The organism is Streptomyces sp. NBC_01352 (genome assembly GCF_036237295.1).
GTDB lineage: Bacteria > Actinomycetota > Actinomycetes > Streptomycetales > Streptomycetaceae > Streptomyces > Streptomyces plumbiresistens.
The window spans coordinates 3,286,896-3,306,076 of the sequence record NZ_CP108354.1; the positions used below are offsets into that span (position 1 = coordinate 3,286,896).

12 protein-coding genes and 1 pseudogene are annotated in these 19,181 nt (G+C 68.5%); 3 read left to right on the plus strand and 10 right to left on the minus strand.

From position 1 onward, the window contains the following. Positions 1-9: 9 nt before the first annotated feature. Both OG252_RS15365 and OG252_RS15370 read right to left on the minus strand, forming a co-directional pair. Complete coding sequence (locus OG252_RS15365) at positions 10-669, minus strand: histidine phosphatase family protein (RefSeq protein ID WP_266432920.1); 660 nt, start codon at positions 667-669, stop codon at positions 10-12. Between the two features lie 118 nt (positions 670-787). Next, a complete protein-coding gene (locus tag OG252_RS15370; protein WP_266448021.1) occupies positions 788-1,393 on the minus strand; it encodes a YdbC family protein in 606 nt (201 codons plus the stop codon). Between the two features lie 149 nt (positions 1,394-1,542). Here OG252_RS15370 and OG252_RS15375 point away from each other — a divergent pair, with 149 nt between their 5' ends. Beyond that, positions 1,543-2,076, plus strand: a complete 534-nt coding sequence (locus OG252_RS15375; RefSeq protein WP_266432922.1) for a TerD family protein — start codon at positions 1,543-1,545, stop codon at positions 2,074-2,076. Positions 2,077-2,190: 114 nt separating this feature from the next. Here OG252_RS15375 and OG252_RS15380 read toward each other — a convergent pair whose 3' ends face one another. The 3 genes from OG252_RS15380 to nrdR form a co-directional block, all read right to left on the minus strand. After that, positions 2,191-3,315: a hypothetical protein gene (locus tag OG252_RS15380; RefSeq protein ID WP_266432924.1), complete on the minus strand. Its 1,125-nt coding sequence runs from the start codon at positions 3,313-3,315 to the stop codon at positions 2,191-2,193. Between the two features lie 227 nt (positions 3,316-3,542). Further along, complete coding sequence (locus OG252_RS15385; RefSeq protein WP_266432926.1) at positions 3,543-6,437, minus strand: vitamin B12-dependent ribonucleotide reductase; 2,895 nt, start codon at positions 6,435-6,437, stop codon at positions 3,543-3,545. 164 nt (positions 6,438-6,601) lie between these two features. Next, positions 6,602-7,162 carry a transcriptional regulator NrdR gene (nrdR, locus tag OG252_RS15390; RefSeq protein WP_266432929.1) on the minus strand — a complete coding sequence of 187 codons (561 nt, stop codon included), beginning with the start codon at positions 7,160-7,162 and terminating at the stop codon, positions 6,602-6,604. Between the two features lie 563 nt (positions 7,163-7,725). On the opposite strand from nrdR, the gene lexA reads away from it, so the two are divergent. Then, positions 7,726-8,505: a transcriptional repressor LexA gene (gene lexA, locus OG252_RS15395; RefSeq protein ID WP_266432931.1), complete on the plus strand. Its 780-nt coding sequence runs from the start codon at positions 7,726-7,728 to the stop codon at positions 8,503-8,505. 152 nt (positions 8,506-8,657) lie between these two features. Here the strand turns inward: lexA and OG252_RS15400 are convergent, their stop codons facing one another. From OG252_RS15400 to OG252_RS15420, 5 genes are all read right to left on the minus strand, one after another. Beyond that, positions 8,658-10,652, minus strand: a complete 1,995-nt coding sequence (locus OG252_RS15400; protein WP_266432933.1) for an ATP-dependent DNA helicase — start codon at positions 10,650-10,652, stop codon at positions 8,658-8,660. Between the two features lie 354 nt (positions 10,653-11,006). Continuing rightward, positions 11,007-11,783: a GNAT family N-acetyltransferase gene (locus OG252_RS15405; protein WP_329336685.1), complete on the minus strand. Its 777-nt coding sequence runs from the start codon at positions 11,781-11,783 to the stop codon at positions 11,007-11,009. A gap of 33 nt (positions 11,784-11,816) precedes the next feature. Then, complete coding sequence (locus OG252_RS15410) at positions 11,817-14,072, minus strand: IucA/IucC family protein (protein ID WP_443068491.1); 2,256 nt, start codon at positions 14,070-14,072, stop codon at positions 11,817-11,819. A 368-nt stretch (positions 14,073-14,440) separates the two neighbouring features. Continuing rightward, complete coding sequence (locus tag OG252_RS15415; protein WP_329336687.1) at positions 14,441-16,078, minus strand: aminotransferase class III-fold pyridoxal phosphate-dependent enzyme; 1,638 nt, start codon at positions 16,076-16,078, stop codon at positions 14,441-14,443. A 692-nt stretch (positions 16,079-16,770) separates the two neighbouring features. Then, positions 16,771-17,172 (minus strand): MerR family transcriptional regulator, encoded by a 402-nt coding sequence (locus tag OG252_RS15420; protein WP_266432939.1) that lies wholly within the window; start codon positions 17,170-17,172, stop codon positions 16,771-16,773. A 466-nt stretch (positions 17,173-17,638) separates the two neighbouring features. Between OG252_RS15420 and OG252_RS15425 the strand changes: the two are divergent. Continuing rightward, positions 17,639-19,181 (plus strand): annotated as a pseudogene (locus tag OG252_RS15425) (SulP family inorganic anion transporter).

Below are 19,181 nucleotides of genomic sequence, written 5' to 3' on the forward strand. Positions count from 1 at the left end.
CCTGCCACCCTATCCGGTGATCCCGTACGGCTCCGGATCCCGCCAGCGTTCGAAGGGCCGGTCGAGCACATACTTGCCGTCGTCTCCGAGAACGAGCATCCGCATCTCCGCGTTCCCCGGATTCGCCAGCGACTCGAACTCAGCGACCGTCCAGTGGAACCAGCGCATGCAGAACAACCGCATGGCAAGGCCGTGGGTGACCAGCAACACGTTCGGCGGATGGTCGGGCGCCTCGAAGCTGCGGTACAGGCTCTCCAGGAAACCGCCGACTCGGTCGTACACGTCGGCGCCGGACTCGCCCTGGGCGAAGCGGTAGAAGAAGTGTCCGTACGCGTCCCGGTAGGCCTTCTGCAGCCGGACGTCGTCACGGTCCTGCCAGTTTCCCCAGTCCTGCTCACGCAGCCGGGGCTCCTCGCGCACGCGTATGAGCTCGGGGTCCAGATGAAAGGCACGCAGGGTCTCGTGCGTACGGCGGTAGGGAGAGACGTACACGCTGACGCGCTCTCGGCCGAACACCTCGCGCAACCGCTTGCCCGTCTCCTCAGCCTGCTGCCAGCCCTGACCGGTGAGGCCCAGGGAGTGGTCGGGTTCGCGCTCGTACACGGTGTCATCAACATTGCCCGTTGACTCGCCGTGTCGAACAAGGACGATGCGCCGTGGTCGTGCCATGCCAAAACCCTAGATCGGTTGAGGGCCGATCGAGCACTCGTACGGCCTTCATACAGCGTAGGTCACATCCTCCGGCACCAAGAGCCACGGTAAGGCGCACAAGTAACAGGTCCGGACGTCAAACCGTCCAGCTTGGCTCGAGCTGCACAATGTCGCCCGTGAGGGCGACTACGTCCGCCTCGATCTGGGCCCGCAGGGCCAGGCGCTCCACACGCTCGGTGCGGTACTTGCCGTGTTCGGCGGTCGACAGCCACATCGACAGCACCAGGAACTCGTTTCCCGGCGCCTCTCCGAACAATCCGCGGATCATGCCGGGGGAACCGGCCATCGCCGGGTTCCAGACCTTCTCCTGCATCAGTGTGAAGTGCTCGGCTCGCTCCTCGTGAACGCGGCAGTGGGCGACCCGTACCAGGTCGGCGTCCGAGAACCGCGGTTCGAAGCCGGTCTTCACGTCGAAACGGTAGTCGAACAGTTTGACCTGGCTGTCCTTGAAGGTGCCCGACTGTGCTGTCGCCAGGCGGTCGTGGGAGCGAGCCATGAAGGAGTCGTAGAAGGCACGGCTCTCCCAGAAGGCAAAGATGTGCGCCACGCCCTGCCGACCCCGGCTCCAGCCACCACCCTGCCCCCGAAACCCCGGCTCCCCCAGAAGCCCCGCCCACTTTCGCTGCCCCCGCTCGAAACCGCGGCGGTCCACCACGGTGCAGCGAATCCACTTGACCAGCACCGCGCCATCGTAAGGCCACGGAGCGTGGCGTCGGTCACCCTCGGGCGGAGAGCTCGCCCCCAAGTGCACGGGCGCGCGTGGCAGGATGGGCAATCTGCCTTGTCTGCCCGGCAGTTCGGGCGGCACCACTGGGGGGAAGGGGAAGTCTGGTGAACGGCCTCAAGAAGGGCATCCGCAAGGTCGAGATCGCCCTGAAGTGGGACCCGAGTCCGGCGGGACAGCCGCCCACCGATCTGGACGTCGTCGCCGCCACCTACCTGGCGAGCGATCCGTACGGGGATCCCGCGTATGTAGTGCACTTCGACAGCCGCTCCCCCGACGGAACCATCTACCTCAACCGCGACAGCAAGGACGGCAAGGGCTTCGGCTGGGACGAGGTCATGACGGTCGAGCTGGACCGGCTGGACGCCCGCTACGCGCGCGTGGTCGTCGGCGTCGTCATCCAACAGCGCTCCGAGCACCGCACGTTCGTCAGTGTGATCAACCCGGCGCTCCGTATCCGTGAGGGTTACACCGTCCTTGCCGAGGACAACTTCGGCGACATTCTGGGGGCAACAGCGGCGACCGTCGCGGAACTCGTGCGCGAAGGATCCGGTACCTGGGACTTCCATCCCGGCATCCACGGCTTCGAGGACGACCCGTCGACGTTCACGGCAACGATGGGGCGGGCGCGCCACGCATAGCGAGGTCCAGGGCGGGGGCGCCAGGAATCGGCGCCCCCGCCCTGACCGTGGTTTCACACCCAGAGGATGCCGAGGATCCGGTGCAGAGCACTTGTTCCTGGCGTGCGCTATTCCTCAGCTCTCGGCCTGTCGGGCTGGAAAGGCCCTCAGTTTGAGTCCCGGGGCCACATAGTCGGCCAGCCACGTGATCCGGCCGTCCTCGGCAGCGAGTCCTTCACGCGCTGTGGCACACCAGTCCTCCTTGTCGAGCAGCGCGAGGTACGCAGCTCGGCCTCGTTCCCAACCCGCTCTGGAGCCAGGATCGTCGGAGCCGATCGGTGTCTCATTGGTCAGGTATTGGGCGATCGTCGCCGCGGCGAGGTAGCGCTCGACCGTCGGCTCAAGGTCCCCGAGTGCGCGGACGTGCGCCTCCAGGACCAGGACCGCGTACGGGTAGCGACGGAGTGAGGTGCCCATGCCTTCGCCGTACGTCATCGCGTGGAGAAGCCGGGTCGTGTGGTCAACCAGCTCGGCGTCGTCCCCGAACATCTCGACGGCCTTGTGAAGTTCGGCCACCCGCGCGACCCGGCCGACGAAGTAGCCGTTGAGGAAGTCGCCGTCGGCCGCTCTCCGCGACAGCCAGGGTCGGACGACCGGGTCACCGTCCACGAGCCGGCACAGAGCCTCCACGATGTAAACCCTGCCCCAGCCGGTCACCCGCTCCGCCAGCCACATCAGTGCATCCGCACCGCCGGGCAAGCGCTCAAGGCCCCGTGCTGCGAGTGGGCCGAAGTGGCAGGAAAGCAGTCCGATGATCTGGATCAGTGGGATGTCGTCCACCGTGCCCACGGCAGCGAGCAAGGCCAACCCGACCGTGACGGCGGACCTATCGGTCGCGTGCCGCACCAGCCACCGACCGGCTTCCCGTGCGCGGACTTCCCCAGCCATGTCGGCGGCAGTGACGATGTGCTCGATGTGGTGGATCGGTACGTAGACGTCATGGAAGCGGTCGTTCAGCGCACTCGGCACAGCGTCCGGATCGGCGAAGTGCTCGTCGAGGATCCGGGCGACATCGACTCCCACCAGCTTGCGGTCGCGCGGCGCTTTCGGGCGAGGCCCACGTCGGCGCCGTTCCTCATCGGGATACGGCTCGCCTTCGCGTGGCAGGGGCTTGTCCGGCGACAGCCGATGCAGTCGGAGCGCGTGGCCGAACAGCGTTGTCTGATGTCCGGGCAGTCCAATCCCGGGTGTCTCGCTCACAGGCGAGCGGAGGACTCAATTCTCTTGATCACGCCCACGAGCGTGCCATCACGGCGCCCCCACCACAAGCTTTCTTCGGTAAACATCGTTTCGCATCAGCCCCCAGAGGAAGGTGTCTCCACCAAGGCGGGAGGGGCGTCAGCGCGAGGCTGACGCCCCTCTCATCAGGGACTACTTGTCAGGTGAGCGTGTGCCGAGTGTTGCCCTCGACGCAGTTCCGCCCTGTGTCAGCTGCAACCGCTGGTCGAGCCGCACCCCTCGCAGATGTAGCAGGACCCGGCTCGCTGCATCTTCGTACCGCAGGAGAAGCACAGCGGGGCGTCGGCCTGGATGCCCAGCTGCATCTCCACCAGCTCGGCGCTGGTGTGGGCCTGCTGCGGGGTGGGCTTGGCCACCTCGACCTCGGCCTTCGGCGTGGCAACGGCCTTCAGCTCCTGGGCGCGCGGTGCCGACTGGGCCAGGCCCTCGACGTCCATCTCGTCGTCGGACGGCTCGTACGAACCCGTCTCCAGGTGGCGCTGGCGCTCCTCGGCGGAGTGGATGCCGAGTGCGGAGCGCGTCTCGAAGGGCAGGAAGTCGAGCGCCAGGCGGCGGAAGATGTAGTCGACGATCGACTGCGCCATCCGCACGTCCGGGTCGTCCGTCATGCCGGCGGGCTCGAAGCGCATGTTCGTGAACTTCGAGACGTACGTCTCCAGCGGCACGCCGTACTGGAGGCCGACGGAGACGGCGATCGAGAAGGCGTCCATCATGCCGGCGAGGGTCGAGCCCTGCTTCGACATCTTCAGGAAGACCTCGCCCAGGCCGTCGTCCGGGTAGGAGTTGGCCGTCATGTAGCCCTCGGCGCCGCCGACCGTGAAGGACGTCGTGATGCCGGGACGGCCCTTCGGGAGGCGCTTGCGGACGGGGCGGTACTCGACGATCTTCTCGACCGTCTCGCGGATGGTCGCCTCTGCCTTCTCCGTGACCTCGACCTTCTCCTTCTCCTTGGTCTTGGCGGAGAGCGGCTGGCCGACCTTGCAGTTGTCGCGGTAGATGGCGAGCGCCTTGACGCCCATCTTCCAGGCCTCGAAGTAGACCTCTTCGACGTCCTCGACGGTCGCCGACTCCGGCAGGTTGACCGTCTTGGAGAGTGCACCGGAGATCCACGGCTGGATCGCGGCCATCATGCGGACGTGGCCCATCGCGGAGATGGAGCGCTCGCCCATCGCGCAGTCGAAGACCTCGTAGTGCTCGTGCTTGAGGCCCGGGGCGTCGATCACATTGCCGTGGTCGGCGATGTGGGCGACGATCGCCTCGATCTGCTCCTCCTGGTAGCCCAGGCGGCGCAGGGCCTGCGGGACGGTGCCGTTGACGATCTGCATCGAGCCGCCGCCGACCAGCTTCTTGAACTTGACCAGGGCGAGGTCGGGCTCAAGACCCGTGGTGTCGCAGGACATCGCCAGACCGATGGTGCCGGTCGGGGCGATGACGGACGCCTGGGAGTTACGGAAACCGTTCTTCTCGCCGAGACGCAGCACGTCCTGCCAGGCCTCCGTGGCGGCGGCCCAGATCGGCGAGTCCAGGTCGTCCATGCGGACGGCCTTGGTGTTGGCGTCGGAGTGCTGCTTCATGACGCGCAGGTGCGGCTGGGCGTTGCGGGCGTAGCCGTCGTACGGGCCGACGACCGCGGCGAGTTCGGCGGAGCGCTTGTACGACGTGCCCGTCATCAGGGAGGTGATGGAGCCGGCGAGGGCGCGGCCGCCGTCGGAGTCGTACGCGTGGCCGGTCGCCATCAGCAGGGCGCCGAGGTTGGCGTAGCCGATGCCGAGCTGGCGGAAGGCGCGGGTGTTCTCGCCGATCTTCTGGGTCGGGAAGTCCGCGAAGCAGATGGAGATGTCCATCGCGGTGATGACGAGCTCGACGACCTTCGCGAAGCGCTCGACCTCGAAGGACTGGGTGCCCTTGCCGTCGTCCTTGAGGAACTTCATCAGGTTCAGCGAGGCGAGGTTGCAGGACGTGTTGTCCAGGTGCATGTACTCGCTGCACGGGTTGGAGCCGTTGATGCGGCCCGACTCCGGGCAGGTGTGCCAGGCGTTGATGGTGTCGTCGTACTGGATGCCGGGGTCGGCACAGGCCCAGGCCGCCTCGGCCATCTTGCGGAAGAGGGTCTTGGCGTCGACCTCTTCGATGACCTCGCCGGTCATGCGGGCGCGCAGGCCGAACTTGCCGCCCTCCTCGACCGCCTTCATGAACTCGTCGTTCACCCGGACCGAGTTGTTGGCGTTCTGGTACTGGACGGACGTGATGTCGTCGCCGCCCAGGTCCATGTCGAAGCCCGCGTCACGCAGGGCGCGGATCTTCACCTCTTCCTTCACCTTGGTCTCGATGAAGCCCTCGATGTCCGGGTGGTCGACGTCGAGGATGACCATCTTGGCGGCGCGACGGGTGGCGCCGCCAGACTTGATCGTTCCTGCCGAGGCGTCGGCGCCGCGCATGAAGGAGACCGGCCCGGAGGCGTTGCCGCCGGAGGAGAGCAGCTCCTTGGAGGAGCGGATGCGGGAGAGGTTCAGGCCGGCGCCGGAGCCGCCCTTGAAGATCATGCCCTCTTCCTTGTACCAGTCGAGGATCGACTCCATGGAGTCGTCGACGGACAGGATGAAGCAGGCCGAGACCTGCTGGGGCTGGGGCGTACCGACGTTGAACCAGACGGGACTGTTGAAGCTGAAGATCTGGTGCAGGAGGGCGTACGCCAGCTCGTGCTCGAAGATCTCCGCGTCGGCGGGCGAGGAGAAGTACTTGTAGTCCTCGCCGGCCTTCCGGTACGTCTTCACGATGCGGTCGATGAGCTGCTTGAGGCTCACCTCGCGCTGCGGGGTGCCCACGGCACCGCGGAAGTACTTGCTGGTGACGATGTTGACCGCGTTCACCGACCAGAAGTCGGGGAACTCGACGCCACGCTGCTCGAAATTGACCGAGCCGTCGCGCCAGTTGGTCATGACGACGTCACGGCGCTCCCAGGACACCTCGTCGTACGGATGCACGCCGGGGGTGGTGTGGATGCGCTCGATGCGCAGCCCCTTGGTCGCCTTGGTGCCCTTGGCGCGGGAACTCCGTGCCGGACCGCTCGCCGTCTCTGTCATGCCGCCTCCCTGTACAGGCAAAAACGCCCTGAAATGCCACGATGTTCCCGTGGCACGGTGGTGTGTCTGGTGCTGCGGGCACCACTCGCTTGTCGCCCGCAGCAAGTCTTCGTCCGCCGCTGCCCGGCCGGCCCCGGGGCCTTCTCCCGGTTCCGGCCCGCCGGTCAGTCGGCGGAGTGCGCGGGCTCGGGGACCTGAGCAGTCCCCGCGGACCCGCGATCGTCTTCCTGGCTCCCCGCGACAGCACCTTCGCGGTCGTCGTCGTCCGCGGCGGGGTGTCCCGGCTGTTCCCTGAGTTCCTCGATGGCCGCCTCGAAGTCCTCGAGCGAGTCGAACGCCCGGTAGACGGAGGCGAATCGCAGATAGGCGACGAGATCGAGCTCCTGCAACGGGCCGAGTATGGCCAGCCCCACGTCGTGGGTGGTCAGCTCGGCGCTTCCGGTGGCGCGCACCGCTTCCTCGACCCGTTGGCCGAGTTGGGCGAGCGCGTCCTCGGTGACAGGCCGCCCCTGGCATGCCTTGCGCACGCCATTGATGACCTTGGTACGGCTGAAAGGCTCGGTGACTCCGGACCGCTTGACCACCATGAGTGAGCACGTCTCCACGGTCGTGAAACGACGGGAGCAGTCAGGACACTGGCGGCGCCTGCGGATCGACGTGCCGTCGTCGGTCGTACGACTGTCGACGACGCGGCTGTCGGGGTGCCTGCAGAAGGGGCAGTGCATAACTCCGAACCCTCCTCACAGCAGACTCAATAGCCTCAAGAGACCTCTCGTGCCCCTTGAAGCAGCCCCAAGCATAGGCGATGGCCGAGGGCTCGAAGACCCGGGGGACCACAACTTCTGGGCTGCTGCTGCAATCCAACCACTACATGTGGGGATTGGCCCATACATACACGCCATACGCGCGTGTCGCGCGAGCATTGGCATGTGCCACGCGCCCGTACCGCAGCTCCGGTACACGGGCCGCACAGACGTACCGCTGCGACACATGCGGAGATACCGTGGGCGCCACAGGGAGGGCACGTGGGGTTCCCGCGCAGATGGGGGCCCGTTCCCGGTCGGCGGGAAGGCGGATGGCAGACTGGGGCGGCACCCACGAGGTCGCCACTCCGGCGGTGAAGAGTACAACAATGGGCGCTTATGTCTGCTGAGCGCCGCGTCAGCCATACACCCGGACACAAGATCAAGTAAGGCTATTCGCACTTTTTCACTCGAACGTGTGTTTGGCGCAACCTTTCGAAAGCAACTACCGTTGTCCAGCAGGGAGACCATCGAGAGGGGCCGACGTGACCACCACCGCAGACAGTGCCACCATCACTGCCCAGGACCGCTCCCAGGGCCGACTCGAGCCGGTGCATGCGATGAACGAAGCCATGAATCCCGAGGGGCACAAGCGCTCCCTGCCGGGCCGACCTCCGGGCATCCGGGCGGACAGCTCGGGGCTCACCGACCGGCAGCGGCGGGTGATCGAGGTCATCCGGGACTCCGTGCAGCGGCGCGGCTACCCGCCGTCGATGCGGGAAATCGGCCAAGCGGTCGGCCTGTCCAGCACGTCGTCGGTCGCTCATCAGCTGATGGCCCTGGAGCGCAAGGGCTTCCTGCGCCGCGACCCGCACCGCCCGCGCGCCTACGAAGTGCGCGGATCCGACCAGGCATCATCGGCGCAGCCCACCGACACCGCAGGCAAGCCGGCCGCGTCGTACGTCCCGCTGGTCGGCCGCATCGCCGCAGGTGGCCCGATCCTCGCGGAGGAGTCGGTCGAGGACGTCTTCCCTCTCCCCCGCCAGCTGGTCGGCGACGGTGAGTTGTTCGTCCTCAAGGTCGTCGGCGACTCGATGATCGAGGCCGCGATCTGCGACGGAGACTGGGTCACGGTCCGCCGTCAGCCGGTCGCCGAGAACGGCGACATCGTCGCCGCGATGCTCGACGGCGAGGCGACCGTCAAGCGCTTCAAGCGCGAGGACGGCCACGTCTGGCTCCTCCCGCACAACTCCGCCTACGAGCCGATTCCCGGCGACGACGCGACCATCCTCGGCAAGGTGGTGGCAGTGCTGCGGCGCGTGTGACGGCTGCGGCGGCCGGCTCGTAGAGCCGACCCCTGACCGGGCCCCGGGACCCCTGCGCCGGTTCCGGGGCCCTGCGCTGTGTGATCCCTGGTGACGCGGGGACTCTGATCGGGCGTTGGCCTGTCCCTGCGAGGGGACAGGCCAACGCCCGATCACTCTGCCGTGGCTTCCGCTTCCGCTTCCGCCTTCTTCGCCGCCGCATCGATCGCGGCCAGCGACCTCCGGACCTGATTTCGGTCCGTCGTGTACCAGAAGTCGGGCAACGAAGCCTTCAGATAGCTCCCGTACCGGGCCGTCGCCAGACGCTGGTCCAGTACGGCGACCACACCGCGGTCCCCCGAAGCCCGTACGAGGCGACCGGCGCCCTGGGCCATGAGCAGCGCCGCGTGGGTGGCGGCGACCGCCATGAAGCCGTTCCCGCCCGCGTCCTCCACCGCCTTCTGGCGGGCGCTCATCAGCGGATCGTCCGGCCTCGGGAACGGGATCTTGTCCATGACGACCAGCTGACAGCTGGGGCCCGGGACGTCCACGCCCTGCCAGAGCGACAGCGTGCCGAAGAGGCACGTCTTGGGATCGGCCGCGAAATTCTTGATCAGTTCGCCGAGTGTCTCCTCGCCCTGGAGGAGGATGGGGAACTCTGGGATGCGGGACCGCAGCTCCTCCGCTGCCAGCTGGGCCGCCCTCATCGAGGAGAACAGCCCCAGAGTGCGACCGCCGGCCGACTGGATCAACTCGGTGAGTTCGTCGAGCATGTCCGTGCGGTCGCCGTCCCGCGCCGGGCGGGCCAGGTGCTTCGCGACGTACAGGATGCCCTGCTTGGGGTAGTCGAAGGGCGAGCCGACATCAATGCCCTTCCACTGCGGGACATCCTCGCCCTCCGTGCCCTCGGGGGCGAGGCCCAGGGACGCACCGACGCCGTTGAAGTCACCCCCCAGCTTCAGGGTCGCGGACGTCAGGACCACCGAACGGTCGGCGAAGAGCTTCTCCCTCAGCAGGCCCGAGACCGACATGGGTGCCACGCGCAGAGAAGCGCCGAAGCGATCGTGACGCTCGTACCAGACGACGTCCCACTCGGAGCCGTTCGTGATGCGCTCCGCCACGTCGTGCACGCTCTCCACCGAGGCCAGCGCCTGCTTGCGGACCGCGTCCTCGTCCTGGACGGATTTGTCGCGGGTGGCGCCGATGCCGGAGATCACAGTGCGGCAGGCGTCGCGGAGGGCCATGAGCGCGTAGCCGAGGTCCTCCGGGATCTCCTCCAGGCGGCCGGGGAGGGCGAGTTCCATCAGCCGCTCGAAGCCCTCGGCGGCGGTCTGGAGCTGATCGGCGGCCTTCTCGTTGACGAGCTTGGCCGCGCGGCGCACCGCGCGGTTGACCTGGCCCGGGGTGAGCTCACCGGTGGCGACTCCGGTGACCCGGGAGACCAGTTCGTGCGCCTCGTCGACGATCAGCACCTCGTGCTGCGGGAGGACCGGGGCGCCCTCGATGGCGTCGATGGCGAGCAGCGCGTGGTTGGTGACGACGACCTCGGAGAGCTTGGCGCGCTCGCGGGCCATCTCGGCGAAGCACTCGGCACCGTAGGCGCACTTCGAAGCCCCCAGGCATTCCCGTGAGGAAACCGAGATCTGGGACCAGGCGCGGTCGGAGACGCCGGGCGTGAGGTCGTCGCGGTCGCCGGTCTCGGTCTCGTCCGCCCAGTCACGCATGCGCAGCAGGTCCTGGCCCAGTTTGCTGGTGGGCGCGGCCGCCTCGAACTGGTCGAAGAGGCCCTCTTCCTCGTCCTGCGGGACGCCCTCATGAAGCCGGTGCAGACACAGGTAGTTCGATCTGCCCTTGAGCATCGCGAACTCCGGGCGGCGGCGCAGCAGCGGGTGCAGTGCATCGACCGTGCGCGGCAGGTCTCGCTCCACGAGCTGACGCTGCAGGGCGAGAGTGGCGGTCGCCACGACCACGCGCTCCCCGTGCGCGAGCGCGGGCACGAGGTAGCCCAGCGACTTACCGGTGCCGGTGCCGGCCTGCACCAGGAGATGGGAGCTGTCGTCGATCGCGTCCGCGACGGCTTCGGCCATAGTCACCTGGCCTGGGCGCTCCGTGCCGCCGACGGCAGTGACGGCAGCATGCAGGAGTTCGGGGAGTGAGGGCTTCGTCATAGCGCGACCACCCTACGGCGCGGCACTGACAAATGGGCGATCAAGGCGGTGGTGAGAGGCGGGATCAAGACCGGGTGCTGCTCAGGCGTGGATCGGATCGCTTCGGTCGAGTCCGGGACAGGCACGTTCGGGTTCGCGGTGGCTCGTTTGATGGCCTGGATCACTTCGGTTCTGTTCGATGGTGGCGTGGTGGCGTCAGGGACTGGGCTCGGCGCTGGTGGAAATCGGCTTGGCTACGGCCCTCGCCGGACACGGATACGGCGGATGTCGGCTCGGCTGGAAATCCGTGTGGCGCGAGTGGGAACCGGATCGGCGCGGGCGGTGTACCAAAAGTGATGACGCTGCGACGTGGCGTTACAACACATGGCGCAGGTGCCGGTCTCGGATCATGAGGGCGGCCTGCTTGGTGGGCAGGTCGACCTCGGCGACGAAGCCGAATCCTGCACTCAGAAAGGCGGCGATGGAGGCGATGTTGCGAAGGTCGGGCTCCGCGACCACGCGGGTGCAGGAGAACCGCTTGTCGAGCACCAGATCGGCGACGGCTCGCAAGAGCGTGCTGCCGAGCCCTCGCGCACGGTCGGCGGCACCGCCCATAAGAAGGTGGATGCCGGTGTCGTGAGGTCGAGCGGGATAGTGGCGTGCCAGCGGATCGAGGTCTGCCCGGTAGATCTCCCAATAGCTCATCGGAGTGTCCCCCAGCACCCCGAGGCACGGAACGCTGCGTCCGTCGCCGGCGAGTTGGGCGAGCAGGTGCTCCTCCGTGACGGACTGGGGTCCGGCCAGCTCCCAGAACTCTGCGACGGCGGGGTCGTTCATCCAGCGGCTGACAAGCGACAGGTCCCGCTCGATGCGTACGGGAACCAGGTGGAACACGCCCGCAGGGGTCGCGGTCGGCCCCCAGTCCGCAACCTGGTCGATCAGGTCGTCGCCTGCTGGTGGGGCGCCCGCGGGCGGTGCCGCCTCCGCGGCGTGGTCCCGGTCCGGGTTGTCGCCGGTCCTCTCGCTCTCCTTCTCAAGGAGTGCGATGAGTTCGTCGGGCAGGCGCAGCTCCAGCGTGTCCTCGCTGTCCGGGCTCACGGCGTCATGTTCCTCGCGGGAAAGGGGTTGGCGGCGGTCACGCGTGTCGGTCATGAATGAAAGTCGTCCGCGTTGGTCAGGCGGCGGTCAGCAATGAAGGGGGTTCGTGATGGTCACGTAGACGGACTGGGTGTCCACCGGGCCGACGAGTTCGTCGAGGCCGTGGAGGCGGGTCAGCAGGTTGGCCTTGCAGCGCAGGACCGGTGAGTCGAGCAGGCGGGTGGGCAGTGTGGTGCGCAGTCGGGCGGGCCCCGAGGCAACGTCGGTGAGGAAGCCACGGAAGGCGGCGAGCAAAAGCCGCTCGTCGGCGAGGCGCTGAGAGCCGAACGCTCCGATGAGACCGAGGACGTTGTTGATCGCGAGGTAGTACGCGAATCGTTCGTCGGTCACCTCGTCAGAGACGAAGGTGTCGCTGTGCTCGCCGATGCCGGGCAGCCGGGCATCGAGTTCCGCGCGCCGGGACTCGCGGAAGTAGTAGCCCTGGTTGTCGCGGTAGCGGCCGCCGGCGGGCCAGCCGTCGCCGTCCAGCAGGAGCAATGTGTTCTGCTGGTGTGCCTCCAGGGCGATTCCCACTTCCGCGTCCAGCCACAGCACCGGGCGTACGACCTGTTCGAGGTAGCGCAGAAACCACTCGGCGGCGACGGCTCCACGGGGACGGCCGGTCCGGTCGGCGAGGCGTGTGACCACCTCGGCCAGCCGGGACCGCAAGGCCGGCCGGTCGAGGTGCCGATGGCCGTCGGCGGCGCCTGGTGGGACGTGGGGTCGGGGCGAGACGAGTCCGGCGATGCACGAGATGTCGTCTTCGGGGCTGAACGGGTTGTGCCGGATCATCACGTCGAGTCCGGGCACGGCGTTTCCGTCCGGCCCGTCGACGGCGATCCAGGCGGGATCGCGGACGATGTCGAATCCCGGGTGGGCTGCCTGCCATTGCTTGGACAGGCCGCTGCGGAGCAGCCGGTGGACCTCTACGCCGCGGTGGAGTTCCTTGCGGAGGTTCTCTCGGCGGGAGTTGGTGATGCTCAGGCCCAGGGACAGCTTGAGCATGGCGGGGGCGCCGGTCTGGTGGACGGTTCGGACGGAGGAGGTGGGGTGCCATGGGGAGCCGTGCGTGCCGAGGTCCTGGAGCAGTCCCGCGTCGAGCAGGGCCGTGGTCTCGGGGCGGTGCAGGATCTCGCGCAGCTGCCAGGGATGCAGAGGCAGGGCGGTGTGGCCGTCGGACAGCGGGAGCCCGGCTCCTGCGAGCCGTGCGGTGAGCTGGGTCGCGGAAATCGGGCGGCCGCGTTCGGTCCAGGCCGAGTCGGTGGCCAGTACGGAGGGAGCTACAGCCAACCAGTGCAGGGGGAAGGAACCGCGCAACTCGGGCGAGTACAGCCGTGCTTCGGCTTCGGAGAGACCCTCGCGGCTCTTCGGGGTCGGGTGCAGCGGATGTCCGAGGACGAGGGCCTGTTCGGCGGCGAGAAAGAGGTCGGGGTCGTCGGCAGGGCACTTCCGTCGCTCGGTGACGAAGGCGGCGGTTCGGCGAACGGAGTCGGCCACGCGTGCGACGAGATCAGCGCCGGCACCGGCCGGGGCGAGAGCGGGGGCGGGGGCGGGGGGTGCCTGGGGAGGAGCGTGGGTCGGGAGGACTTCAGCGTCGGCATCGGAGGTGACTGTGCTGGTCACGGGGAGGTGAGCACCGGCATCGGGGGCGGCTGTGCTGGTCACGGGGACATGAACACCTGCGACGGGGGCGGCTGTGCCGGTCACGGGGACGTGAACGTCGGGCTCCGAGGTAGTCGCCTCTGAGGTGGAGGCAGATGTTGCGGTCTCGTAGGCGGCCTCAGTGATTCCGGGAGTGGCTTGGCCCGGTGCTGGCGAGGCCGTGGTGGGGCCCGGGCGCGTCGACTCGGTCGGCTGAGCCGTCAGGGCGGCGGTGGGCTCTGCCGAGTCCACAGTGTGCGGCGTCTGCTGGATGGCGGTCTGAGTGGGCCTGTCGGTGGGGTTCCCTCCGCTGGACGTCTCGCGCGTGAGCAGGGCGGCGACCGTGATCGCGTCGGCCGGTGGAGCGTCATCGGGGGCGCCGACAAGGAATGGGAGGCCGAAGCGGTGCCAGCCTGTCGGAGACCAGTAGTGGACGGGAGCAAGGAGGGCTGTGCCGCTGGCGGGAAGGGGGATGCAGAGGGTGCCGTTGTCGGGTGCGGGGAGGTTGGTTTCACGTACCCAGCAGCGCAACAGGTTTTCCACGGCCGCGGCCTCAGCCACCGTGTGCGGATCGGCATGCTCCAGGAGGTCGGTGGCACCGCCGCGTAGCCAGGCGGTCTCGGGACTGCGCCCTACCTGTGTCGGAACCTTTTCCGCCTGCACCTCGGTCGCTCCGGTCGCCTCCACCGAGGACTCCCGCCGTTGGCGGGCGGTCCGTGTGGTGGTCGGCGCCGGTTGTGGATGCGAGGAGTTCTGGCCGCCGGAGGAGCCGTCGGTGTGGGGGTGGGCACGGCAGCCGGGTGCGGGGGTGGTGTTCAAGGCAGTGCTCCTCGGGGTGTTTCTGGCTCGTGCGGCCGAGGTGAATCGGCTCCGTGGTGCGGTAAGGCGTGCGTCGGGCTGGGGTGTTCAGGAAGGCGTGTGACGGGGCTGGAGGTCAGAGATGTTCAGGGAGGATCTCGGCGGTGATGGGTGAGAGGAGGGTTCCTGTGTGGGCGTTTGGGCGTCAGAACTCGCGAGACACGGCCACTGGGCTACCCCGCCCGCTCGGCGCGGTCGCCGGGTCGGCCGGGCTGTGGGTGCTGTGGGCGTCGTGGCTGCTGTGGTCGCTGTGGGTGCGTCTGCTCCCCGCGTGCGTGGTTCCGGGCCACTGCCTCCACCGCGTCTGCCAGTCGGTCCAGTACCGCTGTCGCTTGTTCGTCGGTGATCGCCAGAGGTGGGAGCAGCCGTACGACGCTCGTGTGACGGCCGCCCAGTTCGACGATCAGACCGCGGCGCAGACACTCCCGTTGGACGGCAGCGGCGAGGTGAGGGGCGGCAGGACGCGGGCTTCCAGCAGGGCGACCGGCTCCGACACTCCCCAAGCCGGTCGACGGCACCCAACCACCATCGTGCCCCGCACCCGCTGCGGCCCCCGCACCGGTGCCGGCACCGGCGAAGGTGCTCACGCCACAATCATCGGAACCACCAAGGCCGACCTGATCCCCAAGCGAGGCCCCACCTCCAGCCCAGGTCCCAGCCACCGCCTCCGGTCCAGTCCCAGCCTCGGCCCGAGCGGTGCCGAAATCGCCCTCAGCCTCGACAAGTTCAATCCCGATCATCAGACCCCGGCCCCGGACATCTCCGACGATGGAGAACTCTCGTGCAAGCGCCCGAAGTTGATTGAGCATGCGGGAGCCGAGCGTCCCGGCCCGCTCCGCGAGGCTGTTCTCGCGGACGTAGGACAGCGTCGCCGCGCCCGCGGCCATGGCCAGCTGGTTGCCCGGGAACGCGTCCGCGGGGGTGCCGGGCTCCCCGGCGTCGAGGTCGTCCCGGTACACCAGGGCGGCCAGAGGCAGGCTGCCGCCGATGGCGTTGGAGAGGATCATCACGTCGGGTGTGACGCCGCTGTGGTCCACGGCCCAGAAAGCACCGGTGCGCCCGACACCCGTCCGGATCTCGTCGGCGATCAGCGGGACGGACCGAGCGGCTGTGATCTTGCGCATGCGTCGCATCCACGCATCGGGCGCGGGGAGCACACCGCCCTCGATCTGGACGGGTTCGAGGATCACCCCGGCAGGCAGCGGCAGCCCCGACTTGGGGGCGTCAAGGACGGACTCGGCCCACCGGGCGGCGAGTTCGGCGCCGCGCGCGCCCCCGACGCCGAAGGGACAGCGGTATTCCTGGGGGTAGGGCAGGGGGGCGATCCGCGAGCCGACGGCGTCTCCGGGCGCTTCGAGCGCCCCGGTGATCGTGCCGTGGTGGGCGCCGGTGAAGGCGAGCATGCCGTCGCGTCCCGTCGCCGATCGGACGAGTTGGAACGCGGCCTGCACCGCGTCCGTGCCGGCCGGTCCGCAGAACCTGACCCGCGCGCGGTCGGCGAGCCCGGGCGGCAGCGTGCGGAACAGTTCGGTGACGAAGGCGTCTTTGACGGGGGTCGCGAGGTCGACGGCGTGCAGCGGGGCACCCGAGTCGAGGACCTTGCGGATCGCTTCCAGGACGACGGGGTGGTTGTGGCCGAGTACCAGGGTCCCCGCGCCCGAGAGACAGTCCAGGTAGCGGCGGCCGTCCGCGCCCTCGATGGTCAGCCCACGTGCTCGCACCGGCACGATCGGCAGGGCGCGAGCGTAGGTACGCGCCGCCGACTCGCGCAGCGACTGTCGCCGCAGAATCCCCTCCTGCGCAAAGTGCACCCCATCGGATGCCTCCTCAGCAGCTTGGGCCTCGGCAGCCCCCTCAAGCGCATCGGCATCCGCATCCGCCTCGCCAAGCCCGGTCACCACGTCCTCCCAGTCCCGACCCCGGCCGCTTCTCCCAGCACAATCCCGGCGGTGTCTTCAGCGGACGCTGTGATCCCTACGGCATTGGCCACAAGTCCGACCACAACGGCACCCCCTTCACACGCACTCCTCGCCGCCACCCCAACCGCACACCTCTTCACAGCCACGGCTCCCTGTTCTCCCGCAGTCCAAGGGCAGGCCGTTCCTGACGTCCTCGCCCGACCCGACATACGAAACCCCGCGAGCGTTCACTCGAAGACTCTCGAAAGCTCACGGGAATTGGGCACGAGGGGCCGGGCCGACAGGCCGACCGGAGCGACCACCGGCGACAAGGCCCCGTCGCTACCAACCTCGGACTGCTCAGCGGGTTACGGGTTGCCTCGTGATCGTTGCCGTGGCGGAACCAGTCGTCTCCCGCGGCGACGGGTTGAGCGTTGCGGCAGAACAGCCGGCCGATCAGGCGGGCCGAGTCACCAGGCGCTCACGCCTGCCTTCTCGCGCGCCGACTCACCGATCCACCAACGCCACAAGCGCCGACGCGTCAACACGTCAACGCGTCAACGCGTCAACCAATTCGTCTCTCACCGAGGGCAGTTCGTCGCAGGTCAGCAGCCGGGCGAGGTGAGGCGCGCCGCCAACGTGGCCGCGAAGTCCTCGGCACGGGCCAGCTGGGTACGCAGATTCTCGACCCGCTGCTGTGCGGCCTGCTCGAAGCCCTGTATGCGCTTCAGCAGTTCCTCGCGCTCCCCGGGCAGCAGTTCCTCGCCCGAGTCCAGACGATCCGTGGCGTCGAGCAGGGCGCGCATCTCATCCAGGGTGAAGCCGAGCGGCTTCATACGGCGAATGACCATCAGGCGGGCCACGTCGGTCTCGGTGTAGAGGCGGAAGCCGCCCTGGGAGCGGGCGGAGGGAATGACGAGGCCGGTGTCCTCGTAGTGCCGGATGGTGCGCAGCGACAGCTCGGTCCGTGCGGCGACCTCGCCGATCTGCATGTGCTCGCTGCTCACGCGGGGTGCCTTCCTCGTCCGTCGCTGTCTGTCGCCGTCAATCGCCATCTGCCGCCAGCTGCCGCCTGCCGCTGCGGCCGCGGACGACTGGCCACCGCCGATCTCTACTCTAACGTTAGGGTAGAGTTACCCGGGTGTTGGGGCGGCCGCTTGCCGTGCCCGTTCCCTGGAGCGGGATGTCGTCCCGTCACACTGAGCCGTGTCGGGGCCGACGAAGCCCCCGGCGAAGATCGGTGTCCGTGGGAGAGAGCGTGCGCATGTCCGTGATGCCCGGCGCCGCCGCCTTCCCGCTGTGACCCTTCGCCCACTCGCAGCGCAAGATTCACCCGCGGGTCGATTCGCTGCTGCTCACTGACTCCGCTCCGCGACTTCGGTCCGCTACTCCGGTCCGCGGCTTCGGTCCGCCGCTCGTGGACCCCGTGGATCGCCGCCTTGGCCCTCTACACCTCCCTGCGCGCCCGCCGTGATGCCGGGTGCCCGAGCACGACAGGTTCCCTCCGTCTTGTCATCCTCCGCACTCTCCCCGGCCGCGTGGCTGCGTGGCTCCCGGCGTCCGTCCTGGCTCTCCGATCCCAAAGTGCTGCGCACCGAGGTGCTGGCCGGACTCGTGGTCGCGCTGGCGCTGATCCCGGAGGCGATCTCGTTCTCGATCATCGCCGGGGTCGAGCCGGCCATCGGCCTGTTCGCCTCGTTCACCATGGCCGTGACGATCGCGATCGTCGGCGGCCGACCAGCCATGATCTCCGCGGCCACCGGCGCGGTCGCCCTGGTCATCGCCCCGCTGAACCGAGAGCACGGCTTCGGCTACCTGGTCGCGGCCGTCATCCTCGCCGGTGTTCCAGATCGTCCTTGGCGCACTCGGAGTCGCGAAGCTGATGCGGTTCGTCCCGCGCAGCGTGATGGTCGGCTTCGTCAACTCCCTCGCTGTTCTGATCTTCATGGCACAGGTGCCGGAAATGACGGATGTGCCCTGGCCCGTCTATCCGCTCATCGTCGCCGGGCTGGCGCTGATGGTGTTCTTCCCGAAGATCACCACGGTGATCCCGGCGCCGCTGGTGTCGATCGTCATCCTCACCGTCCTCACGGTCGCGGCCGGCATCGCGGTGCCGACCGTGGGAGACAAGGGCGACCTGCCCTCCGCGCTGCCGGTGCCGGGCCTACCGGACGTCCCCTTCACCGTGGACACGCTCACCACCGTCGCCCCGTACGCGCTGGCGATGGCCCTGGTCGGCCTGATGGAGTCGCTGATGACCGCGAAGCTGGTCGACGAGATCACCGACACCCACTCCTCCAAGACCCGTGAGTCGGTCGGGCAGGGCGTCGCCAACATCGTCACCGGCTTCTTCGGCGGCATGGGCGGGTGCGCCATGATCGGCCAGACGATGATCAACGTCCGGGTCTCGGGCGCCCGCACCCGGCTGTCGACGTTCCTGGCCGGGTCGTTCCTGATGGTGCTGTGCATCGTCTTCGGGCCGGTCGTCTCCGACATCCCCATGGCCGCGCTGGTCGCGGTGATGGTCATGGTGTCGGTGGCCACCTTCGACTGGCACTCCATCGCGCCGAAGACGCTCAAGCGGATGCCCGCCGGGGAGATCAGCGTCATGGTGATCACCGTCGCGTGCGTCGTCGCCACCCACAACCTCGCCATCGGCGTGGTCGTCGGCTCGATCACCGCGATGGTCATCTTCGCCAAGCGCGTCGCCCACCTCGCCGAGGTCACCGCCGTCACCGACCCCGACGGCACCACCGTCGTCTACCGGGTCACGGGCGAGCTGTTCTTCGCCTCCTCCAACGGCCTCGTCGGCCGGTTCGACTACGCGAACGACCCCGCCAAGGTCGTCGTCGACCTGTCCGCCGCCCACATCTGGGACGCCTCCTCGGTCGCCGCCCTGGACGCCATCGAGACCAAGTACGCCCAGCGCGGCAAGGCCGTCGAGATCATCGGGCTGAACGAGCCCAGCGCCCGGATCCACAAGACGCTCAGCGGCGAGCTCACCGGCGGCCGCTGA